The 20,006-nt window shown below is 51.7% G+C and carries 17 protein-coding genes and 1 tRNA gene; 11 read left to right on the top strand and 7 right to left on the bottom strand.

Annotated elements, in window-relative coordinates:
- Nucleotides 1-44: 44 nt before the first annotated feature.
- Nucleotides 45-121 (bottom strand) — tRNA-Ile (locus tag AC1DUO_RS06040).
- 142 nt (nt 122-263) lie between these two features.
- Between AC1DUO_RS06040 and mug the strand changes: the two genes are divergently transcribed.
- From mug to AC1DUO_RS06020, 4 genes are all read left to right on the top strand, one after another.
- Entirely contained in the window at nt 264-767 is a 504-nt protein-coding gene (gene mug / locus AC1DUO_RS06035; protein WP_037034189.1) for a G/U mismatch-specific DNA glycosylase, read from the top strand.
- A gap of 278 nt (nt 768-1,045) precedes the next feature.
- Nucleotides 1,046-1,537, top strand: a complete 492-nt coding sequence (locus tag AC1DUO_RS06030; RefSeq protein WP_041672991.1) for a hypothetical protein — start codon at nt 1,046-1,048, stop codon at nt 1,535-1,537.
- Between the two features lie 80 nt (nt 1,538-1,617).
- Nucleotides 1,618-2,220 (top strand): hypothetical protein, encoded by a 603-nt coding sequence (locus tag AC1DUO_RS06025; RefSeq protein ID WP_013573943.1) that lies wholly within the window; start codon nt 1,618-1,620, stop codon nt 2,218-2,220.
- Between the two features lie 90 nt (nt 2,221-2,310).
- On the top strand, nt 2,311-2,721 hold the full coding sequence (locus tag AC1DUO_RS06020) for a hypothetical protein (protein ID WP_223510466.1): 411 nt from the start codon (nt 2,311-2,313) through the stop codon (nt 2,719-2,721).
- Between the two features lie 60 nt (nt 2,722-2,781).
- Here AC1DUO_RS06020 and rpoD read toward each other — a convergent pair whose 3' ends face one another.
- The 3 genes from rpoD to rpsU all read right to left on the bottom strand — a co-directional run bounded on the left by rpoD (nt 2,782) and on the right by rpsU (nt 6,922).
- Complete coding sequence (gene rpoD / locus AC1DUO_RS06015) at nt 2,782-4,620, bottom strand: RNA polymerase sigma factor RpoD (protein WP_013573945.1); 1,839 nt, start codon at nt 4,618-4,620, stop codon at nt 2,782-2,784.
- A 202-nt stretch (nt 4,621-4,822) separates the two neighbouring features.
- Nucleotides 4,823-6,571: a DNA primase gene (dnaG, locus tag AC1DUO_RS06010; RefSeq protein ID WP_013573946.1), complete on the bottom strand. Its 1,749-nt coding sequence runs from the start codon at nt 6,569-6,571 to the stop codon at nt 4,823-4,825.
- Between the two features lie 135 nt (nt 6,572-6,706).
- Nucleotides 6,707-6,922, bottom strand: coding sequence for a 30S ribosomal protein S21 (gene rpsU, locus AC1DUO_RS06005; protein ID WP_001144069.1), 216 nt, complete (start codon nt 6,920-6,922; stop codon nt 6,707-6,709).
- Between the two features lie 315 nt (nt 6,923-7,237).
- Between rpsU and tsaD the strand changes: the two genes are divergently transcribed.
- Nucleotides 7,238-8,251, top strand: a complete 1,014-nt coding sequence (gene tsaD / locus AC1DUO_RS06000) for a tRNA (adenosine(37)-N6)-threonylcarbamoyltransferase complex transferase subunit TsaD (RefSeq protein ID WP_013573947.1) — start codon at nt 7,238-7,240, stop codon at nt 8,249-8,251.
- A 183-nt stretch (nt 8,252-8,434) separates the two neighbouring features.
- On the opposite strand, the gene plsY is transcribed toward tsaD, so the two are convergent.
- Nucleotides 8,435-9,064: a glycerol-3-phosphate 1-O-acyltransferase PlsY gene (gene plsY, locus AC1DUO_RS05995; RefSeq protein WP_013573948.1), complete on the bottom strand. Its 630-nt coding sequence runs from the start codon at nt 9,062-9,064 to the stop codon at nt 8,435-8,437.
- A gap of 107 nt (nt 9,065-9,171) precedes the next feature.
- Here plsY and folB point away from each other — a divergent pair, with 107 nt between their 5' ends.
- Together folB and bacA are read left to right on the top strand one after the other, a co-directional pair.
- On the top strand, nt 9,172-9,528 hold the full coding sequence (gene folB / locus AC1DUO_RS05990; RefSeq protein WP_013573949.1) for a bifunctional dihydroneopterin aldolase/7,8-dihydroneopterin epimerase: 357 nt from the start codon (nt 9,172-9,174) through the stop codon (nt 9,526-9,528).
- Between the two features lie 186 nt (nt 9,529-9,714).
- Nucleotides 9,715-10,539, top strand: a complete 825-nt coding sequence (gene bacA / locus AC1DUO_RS05985; protein WP_037034331.1) for an undecaprenyl-diphosphate phosphatase — start codon at nt 9,715-9,717, stop codon at nt 10,537-10,539.
- 78 nt (nt 10,540-10,617) lie between these two features.
- Here the strand turns inward: bacA and AC1DUO_RS05980 are convergent, their stop codons facing one another.
- Nucleotides 10,618-11,853: a multifunctional CCA addition/repair protein gene (locus tag AC1DUO_RS05980; RefSeq protein ID WP_013573951.1), complete on the bottom strand. Its 1,236-nt coding sequence runs from the start codon at nt 11,851-11,853 to the stop codon at nt 10,618-10,620.
- A 130-nt stretch (nt 11,854-11,983) separates the two neighbouring features.
- Nucleotides 11,984-12,604, bottom strand: a complete 621-nt coding sequence (locus AC1DUO_RS05975; RefSeq protein ID WP_013573952.1) for a TIGR04211 family SH3 domain-containing protein — start codon at nt 12,602-12,604, stop codon at nt 11,984-11,986.
- A 280-nt stretch (nt 12,605-12,884) separates the two neighbouring features.
- Between AC1DUO_RS05975 and AC1DUO_RS05970 the strand changes: the two genes are divergently transcribed.
- From AC1DUO_RS05970 to yjeH, 4 genes are all read left to right on the top strand, one after another.
- On the top strand, nt 12,885-14,192 hold the full coding sequence (locus AC1DUO_RS05970; protein ID WP_119261239.1) for a CYTH domain-containing protein: 1,308 nt from the start codon (nt 12,885-12,887) through the stop codon (nt 14,190-14,192).
- A 57-nt stretch (nt 14,193-14,249) separates the two neighbouring features.
- The gene (glnE, locus tag AC1DUO_RS05965; protein ID WP_112152107.1) at nt 14,250-17,087 is read left to right on the top strand and encodes a bifunctional [glutamate--ammonia ligase]-adenylyl-L-tyrosine phosphorylase/[glutamate--ammonia-ligase] adenylyltransferase; all 2,838 of its coding nucleotides are present in this window, start codon (nt 14,250-14,252) and stop codon (nt 17,085-17,087) included.
- 87 nt (nt 17,088-17,174) lie between these two features.
- Nucleotides 17,175-18,602, top strand: coding sequence for a bifunctional D-glycero-beta-D-manno-heptose-7-phosphate kinase/D-glycero-beta-D-manno-heptose 1-phosphate adenylyltransferase HldE (gene hldE / locus AC1DUO_RS05960; RefSeq protein WP_037034176.1), 1,428 nt, complete (start codon nt 17,175-17,177; stop codon nt 18,600-18,602).
- 103 nt (nt 18,603-18,705) lie between these two features.
- A complete protein-coding gene (gene yjeH / locus AC1DUO_RS05955) occupies nt 18,706-19,956 on the top strand; it encodes an L-methionine/branched-chain amino acid transporter (protein ID WP_119261240.1) in 1,251 nt (416 codons plus the stop codon).
- The last annotated feature ends 50 nt before the right edge of the window (nt 19,957-20,006 follow it).

The raw sequence follows: 20,006 nt of genomic DNA, 5'->3' as shown, positions 1-20,006 counted from the left end.
CTCCGTATGAAGTGGCTTAATCGTTTGAATCTCAAACTAAAATCTGGTGGCCCTTGCTGGACTTGAACCAGCGACCAAGCGATTATGAGTCGCGTGCTCTAACCAACTGAGCTAAAGGGCCGAGGTGCGGGATTATACGGTAAACTCTGCTTACAGGTCTATATGTCTTCGGTTTGTATGCGCGTTTTGTGCACAGTTTTAGTCTGTTGTGTTCACTGCGTTTTTTACCTATAACTCAGGTAAATACATCTTAAGGGATAATAATGATTACAGATATTATCGCCCGGGATCTTTCTGTCGTGTTTTGCGGCATCAATCCCGGCTTATCCACTGCTCATCATGGTTTCCATTTCGCTAATGCCAATAACCGTTTCTGGAAGGTTATCTATCAGGCGGGTTTTACCGGGCGTTTACTTAAGCCTGAAGAAGAACAGCATTTGCTGGATACAGATTGCGGGATCACTATGCTGGTGGAACGTCCGACTGTTGAGGCAACGGAGCTGGTTCGCGATGAGTTGCGCGAAGGGGGCGCAGCGTTGACGGCAAAAATTGAATACTATCAGCCGCGTGCGCTGGCTGTTTTAGGCAAACAGGCATTCAGTAAAGCGTTTGGCATCAGTAAGGTGAACTGGGGACGTCAGGCGTTGAAAATCGGTGACACGGAAGTTTGGGTGCTGCCTAACCCAAGCGGCCTGAACCGGGCGACGCTGGATGAACTGGTATCCGCATACCGTGAACTATTCTTATCATTAGAAAACACAGCATAATCCCGTCACCTCCTCTTATTATTCCATCTGATATAAAATCTCGCCAGGATGATTATTTTATTAATAATCGTCTTATTTTTGGTTGATTTACCAAATTATTTCGCTATTAAAGCAGCTTTATACTCTCTGAACCCCACCTGAATACATTTGCATATTTAATGTAAGAGGAATGCTTCCCCCGTGTGAATGCGCTCAACTGAACTAAAACTTATTCCATCGCCTCATTCGGGGTGAGCAGCAAAGTAGTCAGGCAGTTTGATTCTTCAGGAGCAGGAGATATGGCTAATGTTGAAACCGAAGAAAGACAGGAAAATCTGGAGGAATGGTTCGAACTATTTTCAGGACTACCGCTCCGGCATTCAGAAAGAGAAGCAAGATTAATCAGCTTTTGTGAAAAAAACAGCGTCTGCATCATGTCGGTGATGCCCTGGATAGCATCGGAATTTGCTGAACATGGTGGTTTCGCCGGATTATTTCATTTTATTCATCTCCATGGAGGGAGAAAAATATACATGCCCAAAGAGGCAGAGAAGTTTTATCAGATCTACGGGATTAATATCCCGCAAAATAAATATAACAGAATTTATAAAAAAATTGATTCTTCTGGATATCTGGATACGCCATCCAACTGGGGGGTGTTTATCGCTATTCGCCGGGCAGCAATGCAAGTGGCGATGAAAGAAGATATTCCGGCAAAACTACTCACACAAACTTTTGGTATTACGATGAGAAGTATCCGGCTAATTAAATCACGTAACGCGTGTCTGTAAAGGAGGTCGAGGAAGTTAAGAGAAGGCAAAGACTACACACAATTATTTTCTCATTCATTTTAATATAAAAGGTAAATATTATGACTCAATATTCTGTCACTGTAGCAAATAACTCTGTAAATACCGGTGCAATTTGTATTTATCAAACCTCTCCGGATATCACCGATCCCAAAGTGATGTCACTGGCGTGGTTCTCCAAAGTGGCACATCCAAAAACCAAAGTGCAGTTTGACTGGGGAATTGATTACAGTTTTGTTTGGGATGAAACCGGTGTGCTGATCCCCGGTGTGAAATTCGATGCCTCTCAAACCCTTCCTGCCAGCCTGACGAACAATAATCAGGTGACGCTGAGCTATTCCGAGGGGGCGTTTGAATTCGAACAACAGACCACCGGCGGAAAGAACGGTACGTTGTATGTCACGAACGACAGCAGTTTACCGCTGAATCAGGCCTCTGTCGGGGTCGGTATGTCGGGGGCGGGTACCTTTGTTGTTCAGGCACAGCCGAACATCAACCTGACCTTCACACCGCATCCAACTTATTGGATCACTTTTGGTAATTATACGCCGGGTCAGGTGCTTGATATTGGTCAGATCACCAATAAGCAGCAGCTTGAGTTTGCGCCGAATACTTACAACCTGAATGTTCAGCTGAAAAATGATAACACCTGGTCTGTTGGCTGAGTCATCAGTTTAATTTACTTACGGAGTAATATTATGATTCTTATCGTCTGTACCGATGATCCGGAACTGGAACATGTTGCCAGTGCTTCAATGGCACAGTACCAGTCAGTTTTTAAGTCGAGTTACAAAATATTTCATTCTGAGTTGCGGTTGTTAGGAAAGAGTGAAAATCTGTTTATTATTTCTCATGGTGCCTTTCAGGGAGATAATGACCGGCCGGTTATCGGTGATAAAGCCAAAGCCTTTTATGTAAATGGTGATACGCTTTATTTAAATGTGAAAAGTATTTTCCCGCCGGATTATACGGGTAACGTTTATATCGATGCCTGTGAATCAGCAGATAGCACAGATGTATTGCTCAGTTTTGCGCAAACATTTTACCTGGATTTCCATCCTGATTCACCGACGTCTAAAGTATTTGGTCTGACGGGTGTCAGCAGCGGGCTTATTCCATTACCGGATAATACTGCCTGGGTGAATGTCAGTTTAGAAAACCAGTAATAAAAAGCCCCGGCATTTCTGCCGGGGCTTTTCTGTTCGTGACTGACAACCAGAGAACGATTAATCGTCCAGGAAGCTGCGCAGCACTTCGGAGCGGCTTGGGTGGCGCAGTTTACGCAACGCTTTCGCTTCGATCTGACGGATACGTTCACGGGTAACGTCGAACTGTTTGCCCACTTCTTCCAGCGTGTGGTCAGTGTTCATATCGATACCGAAACGCATACGCAGAACTTTCGCTTCACGTGCGGTCAGGCCAGCCAGAACGTCATGTGTTGCAGAACGCAGGCTTTCAGACGTTGCAGAATCCAGTGGCAGCTCGAGGGTGGTATCCTCGATGAAATCACCCAGATGCGAATCTTCATCGTCGCCGATTGGCGTTTCCATGGAGATTGGCTCTTTCGCAATTTTCAGCACTTTGCGGATTTTGTCTTCCGGCATCAGCATACGTTCAGCCAGTTCTTCCGGCGTCGGCTCGCGGCCCATCTCTTGCAGCATCTGACGGGAGATACGGTTGAGTTTGTTGATCGTCTCAATCATATGTACCGGGATACGGATGGTACGCGCCTGGTCGGCGATGGAGCGGGTGATAGCCTGACGGATCCACCAGGTCGCATAAGTTGAGAACTTATAACCACGGCGATATTCAAACTTATCAACGGCTTTCATCAGGCCGATGTTACCTTCCTGGATCAGGTCAAGGAACTGCAGACCACGGTTGGTGTATTTCTTCGCGATCGAAATAACCAGACGTAAGTTTGCTTCAACCATCTCTTTCTTCGCGCGACGGGCTTTCGCTTCGCCGATAGACATGCGACGGTTGATGTCTTTTACCTGTTCGATAGTCAGGCCAGTTTCTTCTTCGATCTGACGCAGCTTCATCAGGCCGCGCTGTACGTCTTCGGTGACTTCTTTCAGCTTCTCAGACCAGGGTTTACCCATTGCCAGAGCAGCATCAAACCAGGTATCGCTGGTTTCGTTACCGGCGAACAGATTGACGAAGTTTTTCTTCGGCATTTTGCACTGTTCAACGCACACTTTCATGATCAGACGTTCCTGAGCACGAACGCGATCCATCATGGAACGCATGCTGTTAACCAGGAAATCGAACTGTTTTGGCACTAAACGGAATTGTTTGAACACATCGGACAGCTTCAGGATTTCTTCTGCTGCGCTCTTGTGGCTACGGCCGTTTTTCTTGATGACCAGACGCGTCGCTTCATGCTGTTCACGCAGTTCGGTGAACTTCTGGCGAGCCAGTTCCGGGTCGATGCTGTTGTCGTCTTCAGCATCGTCGTCTTCATCTTCGTCTTCATCATCATCATCCTGCTCTTCGGTGGTCAGTTCAGAACCCACGTGAGTCGCAGTTGGTGCGATTTCTTCTTCGGCGTTAGGGTCAACAAAACCTGTGATCAAGTCAGACAGGCGGACTTCGCCAGCTTCTACACGGTCATATTGCTCTAACAAATAAGTGATAGCTTCAGGATATTCAGCAACGGAGCACTGAACCTGGTTGATACCGTCTTCGATACGTTTGGCGATGTCGATTTCGCCTTCACGGGTCAGCAACTCAACGGTACCCATCTCGCGCATATACATACGCACAGGGTCGGTGGTACGGCCAATTTCGGATTCAACGCTGGAAAGTACCTGCGCCGCCGCTTCTGCAGCGTCTTCGTCGGTATCAGGGCGGTTTTCGGCCAGCATCAAATCATCGGCGTCCGGTGCTTCTTCAAGTACCTGGATGCCCATGTCGTTAATCATCTGGATGATGTCTTCGATCTGGTCGGAATCGACGATATCTTCCGGCAGATGGTCATTGACCTCAGCATAGGTCAGATAGCCTTGCTCCTTACCACGGGTGACAAGTAGCTTAAGCTGTGACTGCGGGTTTTGCTCCATAAGACGGTATCCACACTTCAGAGTATTTGGGTTGGTGTCGGTCGGGTAACATCGCCAACAATAACGTTAGGGGCGTTTATTGTGCCGCGGCCCACCAGGGCGGCTCTGCGCAGGGCCGTGCCCCGCTTTATATCGGCACTTAAGCCGTTTTTTAGTAGTAACGCCTGACGCATTACTTTTTATGTTCTTGTTATTTAACTTGTTAACTCTTTCTCGCTAACACCTGATTCAGGGAACTGACTTCGGTCCGTTCCTCCGGACTCAGGCCATGCGTCCTGGCTTTTGCAATCAAAGTTTCAAGCCGTTGCTCTAAAATCGAGTCATACAGGCTGGCTAACGTGGCGCGAAATTCCTCCTCGACCATGTCCTCTACGATCATGTGGTTCCATGTCGCCAGAGTTTCAAGCTGCTGGTAGAACTTATTGTCGCGATAAAGTTCCAGTAACTGGCCCGTCGTCAGCCCCGGCTGGGCTAAGCAAGTGGTTACTAACTCGCTGAACAGATCCAGTCCTGGTTGCTTCGCTTGCTCCAAACCTTGCAGTGAGGGTATAAGTGTAGCCAGTTGTGGATTTTGTACCAGTAACCCTATAAGTATACGCATGGTTGTGCGTTTTAGCTGGGGCGCCTGATAGACATTGCTACTTTCTGCCTGTTTAGGCATCAGCTTTTCCAGCTGGCTGTCATCCAAAATACCGAGCTTATTCCCTAACTGCTGACGCAAATACATTCGTAACGTTTCACCGGGAACCTGGCGGATCAGCGGCAATGCCAGCATGCTCAATTTGGTCCGCCCGTCAGGGCTGCTCAAATCTACCTGCGGCAACAGCGAATCAAACAGGAAAGTGGACAGCGGCATCGCCTGTTCCATACGTTGTTCGAACGCTTCTTTGCCTTCTTTACGCACCAGCGTGTCTGGATCTTCGCCGTCGGGTAAAAACATAAAACGCAGCTGGCGGCCATCATTAAGATACGGCAGTGCCGTTTCCAGTGCGCGCCATGCGGCTTCACGTCCCGCGCGGTCACCGTCGTAACAGCAAACGATGTTGTCTGTGCTGCGGAACATCAGCTGAATATGATCAGCGGTCGTGGACGTGCCCAATGAGGCAACGGCATAATCAATGCCGAACTGCGCCAGTGCGACGACATCCATATACCCTTCAACCACCAGCAAACGCGCTGGCGTCGGGTGCTTTAACTGTGCTTCATACAGGCCATACAACTGGCGGCCTTTATGGAAAATTTCGGTTTCCGGTGAGTTCAGGTATTTCGGCGTACCGTCACCGAGAACCCTGCCGCCAAAGGCAATTACGCGGCCACGTTTATCACGAATAGGAAACATCACCCGTTCGCGGAAACGATCATAGCTGCGGCCATTGTCATTGGTGACCAACATACCGGCATCAATCAGAGACGCTTTATCATCGGCATTTTTACCGAAACGTTTTAATGCGTTGTCCCAACCCGGTGGGGCGAAACCAATGGCGAAATGGCTGATGACGTCTTCACTTAAACCGCGCCGGGCAAGATATTCCCGTGCGGGAGCCCCTGCAGCCTGTTTAAGTGATTGCTGATAGAACTCGCTAAGCGGTGCCATCAACTGGTAGAGGCTTTGACGCTGATGACGCTCCATCTGGCTCGGACCGGTGCCTGCTTCGTACGGCACTTCCAAACCCTGCATTGTCGCCAGTTCCTCAATGCTTTCGACAAACTCAAGCCTGTCATAGTTCATCAGGAAATCGACGGCGTTGCCGTGGGCACCACAGCCGAAACAGTGATAAAACTGCTTATCGCCATTTACGGTAAATGAGGGTGTTTTCTCATGGTGGAAAGGGCAGCACGCGTGATAATTTTTACCCTGTTTCTTGAGCTTTACCCGAGCGTCGATCAAATCGACGATATCGATGCGAGCCAGCAAGTCATTGATAAATACGCGCGGAATTCTCCCAGCCATAAGCCCCTTACTCACTAGCCTATAAACGAGAACAAGCCGCGCATTCCTTTCGGAAAGCACGGCCTTCGTATGCTACTACGCAGTCTGCGCGTTCTTAATATTGCAAATCACGCGATTTGGGGTTGCCCCCGAAGATTAATACAGACGAGTGCGGCGTGCGTTTTCGCGAGCCAGTTTCTTGGCGTGGCGTTTTACTGCAGATGCTTTAGCGCGTTTACGTTCGGTAGTCGGTTTTTCATAGAATTCACGACGACGAACTTCTGCCAGAACACCTGCTTTTTCGCAGGAACGCTTGAAGCGACGCAGAGCTACGTCGAACGGCTCGTTTTCACGTACTTTAATTACAGGCATGTGCCTCTCACCTCGATAAAATCGGTTTGTTTGCTGATGTTGTACCAGCACATTTCAAAATGGTGCGGAATTTTACTCCAATTCGCGTCGTCTTGTAAAGCATAACGGCAAATTGAAACAGGCGCTTTCTGCAACCCTTCTGCAACATTGTGCGCTTGTTTTGCGTCGGGCGGCGATTATATACCAATCAATCAAAATTGCTCGACATTAATTGGCCTGCGAAGCGAGGAATTCCCACTCCGGTGCAGCACCCGCCGAAGCTTGTGTGCTAAACTGCGCGCCGCGAGTTAGCGCGAAAACATGATGGAAAGAGTGATGCGAGTACTGGGTATTGAAACCTCCTGCGATGAAACCGGAATTGCAGTTTATGACAGCGAAGCCGGTTTGTTAGCCAACCAACTGTATAGTCAGGTAAAACTGCATGCAGATTACGGCGGTGTGGTGCCAGAACTGGCATCGCGTGACCATGTACGTAAAACAGTACCCTTGATTCAGGCTGCGCTGAAAGAAGCCGGGCTGACTGCTCAGGATATCGATGGCGTGGCGTACACCGCCGGCCCTGGTCTGGTCGGGGCGTTGCTGGTGGGCGCAACCATCGGGCGTTCTCTGGCATTTGCGTGGGATGTGCCTGCCGTGCCGGTGCATCACATGGAAGGCCATTTGCTGGCACCGATGCTGGAAGATAATCCGCCGGATTTCCCGTTTGTGGCGCTGCTGGTTTCCGGCGGACATACGCAGTTAATCAGCGTCACCGGAATTGGCGAATATACCTTGCTCGGCGAATCCATTGATGATGCTGCCGGTGAAGCCTTTGATAAAACAGCTAAATTGCTCGGCCTTGATTATCCGGGGGGGCCGTTGCTGTCGAAAATGGCTTCTCAGGGCGTTGCCGGACGTTTTACCTTCCCGCGCCCGATGACAGACCGGCCGGGGCTGGATTTCAGTTTCTCCGGCCTCAAAACTTTCGCAGCGAATACCATTCGTGGCAATGACAGCGACCCGCAGACACATGCCGACATTGCCCGCGCTTTTGAAGATGCGGTGGTGGATACGCTGGCCATAAAATGCAAACGTGCACTGGATCAGACGGGTTTTAAACAGCTGGTAATGGCCGGTGGTGTCAGCGCGAACCGCACATTACGCGCCAAACTGGCTGAGGTGATGGCAAAACGTGGCGGTCAGGTATTTTATGCGCGTCCTGAATTCTGTACCGATAACGGTGCGATGATCGCGTATGCAGGCATGGTGCGGCTGAAAAGCGGTGCAACTCCTGATCTCGGTGTGACCGTTCGCCCTCGCTGGCCGTTAGCGGAGCTTCCGCCAGTCTGAGCGGGGCTGCGACTGCGTTGGTGCGTCGACCCGAAATGCTCACATACTCAATATGCTGCGCTTTCAGGTCTCCTGACGCCTTGTCTCGCTCCCGCTCAGTCAGGCTGGCTGAGCTGAAAAAAACCAATAAAAAACGACCCGCCTGAGGTCGTTTTTTTATGTCTGCAATCTGCATTTTACTGACTATTCGGTCTTATCTTCTTTCGCCGCTTTACGTTTTTTCTTCAGCCTATCCCAGATTTTTCCTTCCTGACCACGCCACAGGCGCTGAATATTGTCGTGATGACGCAACAGGATCAGACAGGAAAGCATGGCGACCGGGAAGGTGAACTCCGGTTTGAACCACCAGACATAAAATGGCGCAATCAGTGCGCTGACGATCGCACCCAGTGACGAATAGCCGCTCAGCAGCACGGTCAGCAGCCATGTGCCGGTCATCAGGCCGGTCAAGTCCCAGCCGATGGGGGCGATAGCACCAAACGCCGTGGCAACACCTTTGCCGCCTTTAAAGCGGAAAAAGACCGGATAGATATGGCCAAGACATGCCGCGATGGCCGTCAGGCCAAGATACATAGGCGGAATGTTCAGACGGTATGCCAGCCAGACCGGCAGCATGCCTTTGAGGACATCGAAAATCAGAACAGCGGCAGCGGCCAGACGGCCACCCAGGCGTAAAACGTTGGTGGCGCCGGGATTACCTGAGCCCGCTGTGCGCGGATCGGGTAAACGGGCTACCCGGCAGACCAGAATAGCACTGGAAATCGAGCCGCAGAGGTAGGCGAAAATAATCATTCCAAGCGCGGTAGCACTCATAAAGCCGTTCCGTCTAATAAGGGTCGTTTTAATCGCAACATCCATGGATAATACGCATTTTCTGCTGGAAGTGGTATCCGGCTGGGCCAAAAACAGAGAATCACGTGATGGATATCGTATTTATTGAGCAACTAAATGTAATCACTACCATTGGCGCTTACGAATGGGAACAGACCATTAAACAGAAACTGGTATTCGATATCGAAATGGCCTGGGATAACCAAAAGTCCGCCGCCACTGACGATGTGAATGACTGTTTAAGCTATGCTGATGTCAGTGATGCGGTGATCGGGCATGTTTCTTCACAAAATTTTGCGCTGGTTGAACGCGTAGCGGAAGAGGTGGCGACATTGCTGCTGAGCCGGTTTAATTCTCCGTGGGTTCGGATTAAGCTCAGCAAACCGGGCGCTGTTGCTCAGGCAGCGAATGTCGGCGTGATTATCGAGCGTGGAAAGCGTTTTTAAATCCTGTTATGGATACAATTTAGAAAACGCTTGTCTATTGAATGTCATAAAGAAGCGTTAAAAGGAAAGTCTGGGTTGCCGGGTTTTCTTTACTGAAGCGGCTCAGCATGATGCCGCTTTTTTATTGTGTGTATTGTAAGCATATTTCCCATCAGCGGATCTTTTAAAGGGTAGGGTGCGATAATGATCGTCGAAAGTCATTCTTTGCTTGTTGCGGCTATTTTGGGGGTGGTTGAAGGACTCACCGAGTTTTTGCCTGTTTCTTCTACCGGTCATTTGATTATTGTCGGCAATCTTCTTGGCTTTACCGGAGATACCTCAAAATCATTTGAAGTGGTTATCCAGTTAGGTTCAATTCTGGCCGTGGTCGTGATGTTCTGGCGTCGTTTGTTCAACATGATAGGTTTGCATTTTGGTAAACCGCCGGTTCATGAAGGCTCGGGTTCTCGTCGTTTAAATTTATTGCATATTATTTTGGGGATGATTCCGGCAACGGTACTGGGGCTGCTTCTGCACTCTCAAATCAAAGCGTTGTTCGAGCCAAAATATGTCATGTATGCACTGGTGGTCGGCGGTATTTTGCTGATTGCTGCCGAGTTGCTGAAACCTAAAAAACCGCGTGCCGAGGGACTGGATGACATCACCTACGTGCAGGCGTTTATGATTGGTGTTTTTCAGTGTCTGGCGCTCTGGCCCGGGTTCTCCCGCTCAGGGGCAACCATCAGTGGGGGGATGTTAATGGGGATCAGCCGTTTTGCGGCATCTGAGTTCTCTTTCCTGCTGGCGGTGCCGATGATGATGGGCGCGACGGCCCTGGATTTGTACAAGAGCTACAGCTTCCTGAATATGGCGGATTTACCGATGTTTGCCACAGGGTTTGTCTCTGCGTTCATTGTTGCGTTGATCGCAATTAAAACCTTCCTGGCGGTGATTAAACGTATTTCGTTTATCCCGTTTGCGATTTACCGTTTCTTCGTGGCAATTGCCGTGTATTTTGTGTTTATCGCCTGATTTTTGCTTCCCTGAGGCAATAAAAAGCCCCGCACGGTGAATCACCGGCGGGGCTTTTCTTATGAATAAAGCCAGCGTTTAAATCGCCACGTCCTGAGTTTGTTTCCAGTCGGCGAGCGCCTGAGTACGGCGTTTCTTCAGTTCATCACGGATAGCCATACCCTGGAAACCCGCATCCAGCACCTCTTTATTTGAAACGCTGCTGGCGACTGCAAAGGCTTCACGCAGGTAATCGCCTTGCGGATAGGGATTATTTTCAAATGTCGTACGCCCGCGCGCATCGGCTTCACTGGTCATGATCATCTGCTCAAGACGCTGCGGTTTACGCCAGACATCAATGGTATCGAACAGTTTTAACAAGGTTTCCGGACGCAGTTTATTGACGGTGTGGATCAGGTCATGGAACTCCGCGACCAGTTTCGCTAAATCACGAATGTGCGTCGGCACTTTCAGCCGCTGGCAGAGTTCCTCCACCAGTTTCACGCCCGCCGGGCCATGACCGTGATGGGCGGGCCAGAATTGCGGCGGCGTCAGAGCCTTACCCAAATCATGGCAAAGCGCCGAAAAACGCACATCGACGTCAGGCGTCAGGGTGCTGGCGATTTTCAGCGTCATCAGCGTATGTATGCCGGTATCAATTTCCGGATGCCATTTCGCCGGTGCAGGCACGCCAAATAATGCATCGATTTCAGGAAACAGCACTTTCAGGGCGCCACAATCGCGCAGCACCTGGAAATAGACCTGCGGATCCTGCGTTTGTAACGCTTTCTCGGTTTCTTTCCATACACGTTCAGGTGTGAGGGCTTCCAGCTCACCGCTTTCCGCCATCTGTTGCATCAGCGCCTGCGTTTCCGGGGCGACCGTGAAATCTAAATGCGCGAAGCGTGCAGCAAAGCGGGCAACGCGCAGAACCCGCAGCGGATCTTCGCCGAAAGCATCGGAAACGTGGCGCAAAAGGCGTTGTTCGATATCACGCTGACCGTGATAGGGATCGAAAAGTTCGCCATCGTTGCTTTTGGCGATGGCATTAATGGTCAGATCCCGACGCATCAGATCTTGTTCCAGCGTGACATCCGGTGCGGCATAACAGGTAAAGCCGTTATAACCGGAGCCAGATTTCCGCTCAGTACGGGCCAGCGCATATTCATCGTGAGTGACCGGATGCAGGAAGACCGGAAAATCTTTACCGACCTGCTGATAGCCATTTTCGAGCATATATTCAGGCGTCGCGCCCACTACCACCCAATCGTGTTCAGACACAGGCAGGTTTAATAAACTGTCTCGGACTGCGCCGCCGACCAGGTAAATCTCCACGCGATAACTCCTGAAATTAGCCAAAGGACTCTGTCTTCATCATAGCAAAGTTGCGCTGAAGATTTCCTGACTGATGGAAACACGAAAAGGCACCGAAGTGCCTTAGGGAAACGATCAGGATGCTGAGCTGTCAGCTCATCCAGCGATCTTTTTTCCTGCGACGTGGGATGAGATGTGGCAACAGCAGACCCAGCACCAGACCGACACCCGCGACACCGCCGCCATACATAAACCATTGTAAGATAATGGTTCTTTGTTTGTCGTCGAGCTGCACATTGACCGCGTCAACCTTCTTCTTCGCCACGATCAGCTGATTTTTCAAATCCTGATTTTCTTTCTTCAGGCCGTTGATGATGCCGTCACTGGAAGAGACTTTGGCCTGCATTTCTGCCGTGCGCTGGTTCCAGCTGGAATCAATATTGGTCAGCTTGTCGGTCAGCGTTTTCACCTGTTGTTCCAGATCCGGAACGCGGGTACGCAAGCTCGGCACATTGCTTAACTGATCAAGCGGGATCCAGGCTGTTTTACCTTTTGAATCAACAATCTCACCGTATTTCGTGCTGTCGTTGACACTGCGCAGGGTGACTTCTTCACCGGCATTCAGGGTGCCAACGATGCGATACTGATTACCTGGACCACTGTGGATATAGGTAATCAAATCGTCGGAGATATAGCGCTTCTCATCAGCGTGAGCGCCCCATGTCATGCTTAAACCAAGCAAAGCGAAACCAATTAGGCGTAATTTCTGCATTATTTCATCGTTTCTTTGTGAATTTAGGGAACGTGAAGTGTGGATCCGTTTTATCAGGATACGTCTTCTGGCAACCGCCACTGTCCGGCCATTGCACTCATATAAGTACTAAAAGTTGGAGACCGATAGTAAGGGCAACAGTGTGACGACGCAATGTATAAACCGGAATGAGAACTATCTTACAATCCCGCAACATGCGGCTTGCGCGCTGTGCTTATGATAGAATTGGCAGCGACGCGTTAATCCCTTTTGGCAGCAAAGAATCGGTGTGAAGACTCATATGACCGTAGAAATAGAATTAAAATTTATCGCCACCCCGGCCGCAATCGCCGAATTACCTTCGCAACTCGCTGGTTTTAACAGCGAGCACACCGCGCCTTCGAAACTGACCAACATCTATTTTGAGACTGCGGAAAACTATTTACGTTCGCATGACATGGGTCTGCGGATCCGTGGTTTTGATGATCAGTATGAAATGACCATCAAAATCGGTGGCAAAGTGGTGGGGGGGTTACATCAGCGCCCTGAATACAACGTTGAGCTGAAAAAGCCGGTGTTGAAACTGAGCGCGTTCCCGAAAGATATCTGGCCGGAAGGGTGCAAACCCGCTGCATTGCAGAAAGAACTCGCTCCGCTCTTCCGCACGGATTTCACCCGCGAGAAGTGGGTGATCACTTACGGCGAAAGCGAGATTGAACTTGGGTTAGATCAGGGCGAAGTGGTGGCTGGCGAATTAAACGAACCACTGGCTGAAATTGAACTTGAGCTGAAAAAAGGTAACACCGCCGATTTACTGGCGCTGGCGGCTGAAATTGGCGCGCACGGCGGCTTGCGGCAGGGTGGTTTCAGCAAGGCGGCTCGTGGTTATCATCTTGCAAAGGGCAATCCTGCCCGTGACATCAAACCGCTGCCGGTGTTTAAAGCGAAACCGAAAGCTACGGTTGAGCAGGCTATGTCTGCGATGTTCGAACTGGCGCTGGATCACTGGCAATATCATGAAGAATTGTGGGTTCGCGGCGACAAAACTGCGCGCCTGACTGTGTTGCAGGCCGTGGAAACGTTGCGTCAGGTTCTGGTGCTGTTCGGCGGACTCGTGCCGCGTAAAGCCTCTTCTGAGCTGCGCACCTTACTTACTGATCTGGTGCCGGTTCTGGAACAGAAATCGGCGGATGCACAGGAAATCTGTTACAGCGCGACATATCTGAAATGCAAGTTAGTGCTTACTTCCTGGCTGGCAACATCAGGCTGGGCGCCGTTTATTGATGATAAATCCGCGAAAAAAATGGACGGTTCCTTCAAGCGCTTTGCTGACATCATGCTCGGCCGCACTGCCGCCGATCTGAAAGAAGCCTTTGCACAGCCGCTGACGGAAGAAGGCTATCGTGACCAACTGGCGCGCCTTAAACGCCAGATCATTACCTTCCATTTGCTGGCCGGTGCTTACCCTGAAAAAGACGTTGCCGCGTATATTGCCGGCTGGGCCGATCTGCAACAGGCCATCGTTCAGCAGCAACACGCCTGGGAGGATTCGGCCCGTTCTCACGCGGTGATGATGGATGCTTTCTGGTTAAACGGACAACCTCGTTAATTGACTGATAAGCCTGGGCAAATTGCCCGGGCTTTTTTTTGCAAGGAATCTGACTTCATGTTGCCACTTTCTTCTGTTTTGCAAAGCCATGCGCAGAGTTTGCTTGAACGCTGGCGTGAACATCCTGAAAACCTGCCCCTTCCCGATGATGCGCAACTGGCCGTGCTGAGCAGCAGTGAATTCGTAACGGACAGTTTGCTGGCTTTTCCGCAGTGGTGGCATGAAATTGACCAAAATCCCCCTCAGGCGCAGGAGTGGCAACTTTACCGCCAGTGGCTGGAGGAATCGCTGACACAGGTGGCTGACGAAGCCGGGCTGATGAAAGCGTTACGTCTGTTTCGTCGTCGCATTCTGACCCGCATTGCGTGGTCGCAGTCCGCGCAAACCAGTGAAGCGAAAGACACGCTTCATCAGTTGAGTGAACTGGCGGAATTATTGATTGTCAGCGCCCGCGGCTGGCTTTACGACGCTTGCTGTCGCGAGTTTGGTACGCCGGTCAATGCTGCTGGCGAACCGCAAAGAATGCTGATCCTCGGGATGGGTAAACTGGGCGGCGGCGAGCTGAATTTCTCCTCGGATATCGATCTGATTTTTGCTTATCCGGAAAATGGTCAGACCCGCGGCGGGCGGCGTGAACTGGATAATGCACAGTTTTTCACCCGTCTCGGCCAGCGGCTGATCAAAGTGCTGGATCAGCCCACTATCGACGGTTTTGTATATCGCGTGGACATGCGTTTGCGCCCGTTCGGCGACAGCGGCCCGCTGGTGATGAGCTTCCCGGCACTGGAGGATTATTATCAGGAACAGGGGCGTGACTGGGAGCGTTACGCGATGGTGAAAGCGCGTCTGATGGGCGGCGCGGAGGACATCAGCAGTCAGGAATTGCGCAAAATGCTGATGCCATTTGTCTTCCGCCGTTATATCGATTTCAGTGTGATCCAGTCCCTGCGTAACATGAAAGGCATGATCGCTCGTGAAGTACGCCGCCGGGGTCTGAAAGACAACATCAAACTCGGCGCAGGCGGTATCCGTGAGATTGAATTTATCGTGCAGGTATTCCAGCTGATCCGTGGCGGGCGCGAACCGGCATTGCAGCAGCGTGCGTTGCTGCCAACGCTTCAGGCGCTGGAAAATCTGGGGCTGTTGCCGGTAGAACAGGTGTTGCAGTTGCGTAACAGCTATCTGTTCCTGCGCCGTCTGGAAAATCTGTTACAGGCAATAGCGGACGAGCAAACACAAACCTTACCGTCAGATGAACTGAATCAGGCACGTCTGGCGTGGGGGATGAATTATGCCGGCTGGCCGCAGCTTCTGGATGCAGTGAATGCTCACATGCAGGCCGTGCGCTCGGTGTTTAACGAGCTGATTGGTGATGACACGCCAGATGCTGAAGATGATGTGCAACTCTCCCAGTTCAGCAGTTTATGGATTGATGCGCTTGAGCCTGCCGAGCTGGCGCCACTGGTGCCGCAACTTGACGAAAACGCGCAACGACATGTTTTATATCAGATTGCCGATTTCCGCCGTGATGTAGATAAACGCACGATCGGGCCGCGTGGTCGTGACCAGCTGGATTTGCTGATGCCGCGTTTGCTGGCGCAGGTCTGCACCTATAAAAATGCCGATGTGACGTTACAGCGCCTGATGCAGTTGCTGCTCAATATCGTCACACGTACGACGTATATCGAGCTGCTGGTGGAATACCCCGGTGCGCTCAAACAGTTAATCCGCCTGTGCGCCGCTTCACCGATGGTCGCGAGCCAACTCGCCCGCCATCCTTTATTGCTCGATGAACTGCTCGACACACGCACGCTTTACCAGCCGGTGGAGCCGGGTGCGTACCGCGACGAACTGCGCCAGTATCTGATGCGGGTGCCGACGGAAGACGAAGAACAACAGCTTGAGGCGGTACGTCAGTTCAAGCAGGCGCAGCATCTGCGCATTGCAGCCGGGGATATTTCCGGCGCATTGCCGGTGATGAAAGTCAGTGACCATTTAACCTACCTTGCGGAGGCCATTCTCGACGTTGTGGTGCAACAGGCGTGGGAACAGATGGTCGTAAAATACGGTCAGCCAGCGCATCTTCAGCACCGTGAAGGGCGCGGTTTTGCCGTGGTCGGTTACGGAAAACTCGGTGGCTGGGAGCTGGGTTACAGCTCGGATCTGGATCTGGTCTTCCTGCTCGACTGTGCGCCGGAGGTAATGACCGATGGYGAACGCAGCATCGACGGGCGTCAGTTTTATCTGCGGCTGGCGCAACGCATCATGCATTTATTCAGCACCCGTACGTCGTCAGGCATTCTTTATGAGGTTGACCCGCGTCTGCGACCTTCCGGTGCCTCCGGCATGCTGGTCAGCACCATCGAAGCTTTTGCCGATTATCAGGCCAATGAAGCCTGGACATGGGAGCATCAGGCGCTGGTTCGCGCGCGCGTGGTTTACGGTGATCCGCAACTGACGCAGCAATTTAATGCCACGCGTCGCGACATTCTTTGCCGCCAGCGCGATGGTGAAGGACTGCGTAAGGAGGTCCGTGAAATGCGCGAGAAAATGTATGCCCATCTGGGCAGTAAAAAAGCCGACGAGTTCGATCTGAAAGCCGATCCGGGTGGCATTACGGATATTGAATTCATTGCACAATATCTGGTTCTGCGTTTCGCGCATGATGAGCCGAAGCTGACGCGCTGGTCCGATAATGTGAGGATTTTTGAGCTGATGGCGCAACACGACATCATGCCGGAAGAAGAGGCTCGAAATCTGACGCAGGCTTATGTCACGCTGCGCGATGAAATTCATCACCTCGCTTTGCAGGAGCACAGCGGGAAAGTGGCCGCAGACAGTTTTGCGGCGGAGCGCGCGCAAATCCGCGCCAGCTGGGCGAACTGGCTGGGCTGAGGGTTTTTATTCGGGTAACAGGCGCTTGTGATATTATCCGGCGCATTGTGTTTACCCGATTTGATTTATCTGTTTTGGAGTCTTGGGATGAAAGTGACTTTGCCTGATTTTCACCGCGCGGGTGTGCTGGTTGTCGGTGACGTAATGTTAGACCGCTACTGGTATGGCCCGACCAATCGTATTTCACCGGAAGCGCCGGTGCCGGTGGTGAAGGTCAATACCATCGAGGAACGTCCTGGCGGCGCGGCAAACGTGGCGATGAACATTTCGTCTCTCGGTGCTTCTTCGCGTCTGATCGGTCTGACCGGCGTTGACGATGCCGCCCGTGCCCTGAGTGAGCGTCTGGCGGAAGTGAAAGTAAACTGCGATTTCGTGGCATTATCCACGCATCCGACCATCACTAAGCTGCGTATATTGTCCCGTAACCAGCAACTGATCCGCCTCGACTTTGAAGAAGGTTTTGAAGGTGTTGATCTCCAGCCGATGCTGACCAAAATCGAACAAGCTTTACCACAAAGTGGCGCACTGGTGCTGTCAGACTACGCCAAAGGTGCACTGACTGAAGTGCAGAAAATGATCCAGCTGGCGAGAAAAGCTGGCGTACCGGTGCTGGTTGATCCTAAAGGATCTGATTTCGAACGTTACCGTGGTGCGACTTTACTGACACCAAATCTGTCCGAATTCGAAGCCGTTGTCGGTCGTTGCAAAAACGAAGATGAAATTGTCGCCCGTGGTATGCAACTGATCGCTGATTTCGAACTTTCCGCGCTTCTGGTCACCCGTTCTGAACACGGCATGACCTTGTTACAGCCAGGCAAAGCGCCATTCCATATGCCAACGCAGGCGCAGGAAGTGTATGACGTGACCGGCGCCGGTGACACGGTGATCGGTACGCTGGCCGCGGCTCTTGCCGCCGGTAATACGCTGGAAGAATCCTGCTTCCTGGCGAACGCCGCCGCCGGTGTGGTGGTGGGTAAACTCGGCACCTCAACCGTTTCGCCGGTTGAACTGGAAAATGCGATCGGCGGGCGTTCAGACGTTGGTTTTGGCGTGATGAACGAAGAACAGCTAAAAGCCGCCGTGGCGATGGCGCGTCAGCGCGGCGAGAAAGTCGTGATGACCAACGGCATCTTTGACATTCTGCATGCCGGACACGTTTCTTACCTGGCAAACGCCCGCAAACTGGGCGACCGTCTGATTGTCGCCGTTAACAGCGATGCTTCGACCAAACGCCTGAAAGGCGAAACCCGTCCCGTAAACGCGCTGCAAAACCGCATGATCGTGCTGGGCGCACTGGGTGCCGTGGACTGGGTGGTTTCTTTTGATGAAGACACGCCGCAGCGTTTGATCGCCGGGATCTTGCCTGATCTGCTGGTGAAAGGTGGCGACTATAAGCCTGAGCAAATCGCCGGTTGTCAGGAAGTCTGGGCGAATGGCGGCGAAGTCCGTGTGCTGAATTTTGAAGATGGTTTGTCCACTACCAAAATCATCAATCAGATCAAAGCGCAGGACTGATTTCCTCCGGGAAGACCATGTTATCTGCACTGAAGGGCTTATCTGATAAGCCCTTTTCTTTTTGATTTTTCAATCAATAACGCAAAACGGAAGTGGCTCTGTTGTGAGCGGATTAAAACAGGAACTGAGTCTGGCGCAGGGCGTCGGGCTGCTTTCAACCTCATTACTGGGGACTGGTGTCTTTGCGGTGCCTGCACTGGCGGCTCAGCTGGCACAAAATGACAGCCTGTGGGCGTGGCCGGTGCTGATCCTGCTGGTGTTTCCGATAGCCATCGGGTTTGCTGCGCTTGGGCGGCATTTCCCCAGCGCGGGCGGTGCAGCGCATTTTGTCGGCAAAGCTTTCGGGCCGCATATGGCGCGGGTCACCGGTTGGTTATTCCTGTCAGTTATTCCGGTCGGATTGCCCGCCGCATTGCATATTGCTGCCGGTTTCTGGCAGGCCGCCTTTGGCTGGAGCAGCATAAACCTGCTGCTGGTGCAGTTGGGTACGCTGTTTGTTATCTGGTTCCTCGGCACACGCAGTGCCGGGCCCAGTGCCAATATTCAAACGCTAATCGCTTGTCTGGTGATCGCGCTGGTGGTGGCAATCTGGTGGAAAGGGGATATTTCTCTGCCTGAAATTCCGCTGCCTTCGGTGCGTGACGTCTCACCATCGAACCTGTTTGACGCGCTGGCGGTGATGTTTTGGTGTTTTGTCGGACTTGAGGCTTTCGCGCATCTGGCGACCGAATTTCGTCATCCGGAACGGGATTTCCCGCGCGCGTTGTTGATCGGCATGCTGGTGGCTGGCGCAGTTTACTGGGGATGTACGGTAGCGGTGCTGAAATTCCATGCCTGGGGAGAAGGGCGGGAAGCCGGCGCATCATTGCCGGGTATCGTCGTGCAGCTCTTCGGACAAAAAGCGTTGTGGATCGCCTGCATTATTGGCTATCTGGCGTGTTTTGCCAGCGTGAATATTTATACCCAGAGTTTCGCCCGGCTGGTGTGGTCACAGGCTCAGCTCAAGCCGCAAAGTAAACTCGCACAGCTTTCCGCTCAGCAAGTGCCGGTGCCCGCGCTGAATTTAGTGGTGGGCTGCTGCGCGTTGTTTACGTTACTGATTTACTGGCTGCACCTGCCGCTCGGCGCGCTGATCACTTACGCCAATGGGATTTTCATCCTGATTTATCTGTTATGTATGCTGGCGGGGATCCGGATCCTGGCAGGACGCTCGAAATGGATGGCGATGCTGGGCGCTGTATTGTGCTGCGGATTGCTGGCGATGGTCGGCTGGAAAGCGCTGTATGCAGTCGTGGTGTTTGCAGGATTGTGGCTGTTATTGCCACGCGCCACAACGGTACTTCATGTACGGTAACGCCGATTTCGCACAGCAAAAAGGCCTGCTGAGCAGGCCTTTTCTGATGA

It is taken from the genome of Rahnella sp. P4_A8, from assembly GCF_056402435.1.
The sequence above is the reverse complement of the archived record's forward strand: the minus strand, read 5'-3'. Positions and strand labels throughout refer to the sequence as shown.

Coding starts and splice junctions, on each gene's coding strand:
- mug (WP_037034189.1), top strand. CDS start 264: ATGATTACAGATATTATCGCCCGGGATCTTTCTGTCGTGTTTTGCGGC.
- AC1DUO_RS06030 (WP_041672991.1), top strand. CDS start 1,046: ATGGCTAATGTTGAAACCGAAGAAAGACAGGAAAATCTGGAGGAATGG.
- AC1DUO_RS06025 (WP_013573943.1), top strand. CDS start 1,618: ATGACTCAATATTCTGTCACTGTAGCAAATAACTCTGTAAATACCGGT.
- AC1DUO_RS06020 (WP_223510466.1), top strand. CDS start 2,311: ATGGCACAGTACCAGTCAGTTTTTAAGTCGAGTTACAAAATATTTCAT.
- rpoD (WP_013573945.1), bottom strand. CDS start 4,620: ATGGAGCAAAACCCGCAGTCACAGCTTAAGCTACTTGTCACCCGTGGT.
- dnaG (WP_013573946.1), bottom strand. CDS start 6,571: ATGGCTGGGAGAATTCCGCGCGTATTTATCAATGACTTGCTGGCTCGC.
- rpsU (WP_001144069.1), bottom strand. CDS start 6,922: ATGCCTGTAATTAAAGTACGTGAAAACGAGCCGTTCGACGTAGCTCTG.
- tsaD (WP_013573947.1), top strand. CDS start 7,238: ATGCGAGTACTGGGTATTGAAACCTCCTGCGATGAAACCGGAATTGCA.
- plsY (WP_013573948.1), bottom strand. CDS start 9,064: ATGAGTGCTACCGCGCTTGGAATGATTATTTTCGCCTACCTCTGCGGC.
- folB (WP_013573949.1), top strand. CDS start 9,172: ATGGATATCGTATTTATTGAGCAACTAAATGTAATCACTACCATTGGC.
- AC1DUO_RS05975 (WP_013573952.1), bottom strand. CDS start 12,604: ATGCAGAAATTACGCCTAATTGGTTTCGCTTTGCTTGGTTTAAGCATG.
- AC1DUO_RS05970 (WP_119261239.1), top strand. CDS start 12,885: ATGACCGTAGAAATAGAATTAAAATTTATCGCCACCCCGGCCGCAATC.
- hldE (WP_037034176.1), top strand. CDS start 17,175: ATGAAAGTGACTTTGCCTGATTTTCACCGCGCGGGTGTGCTGGTTGTC.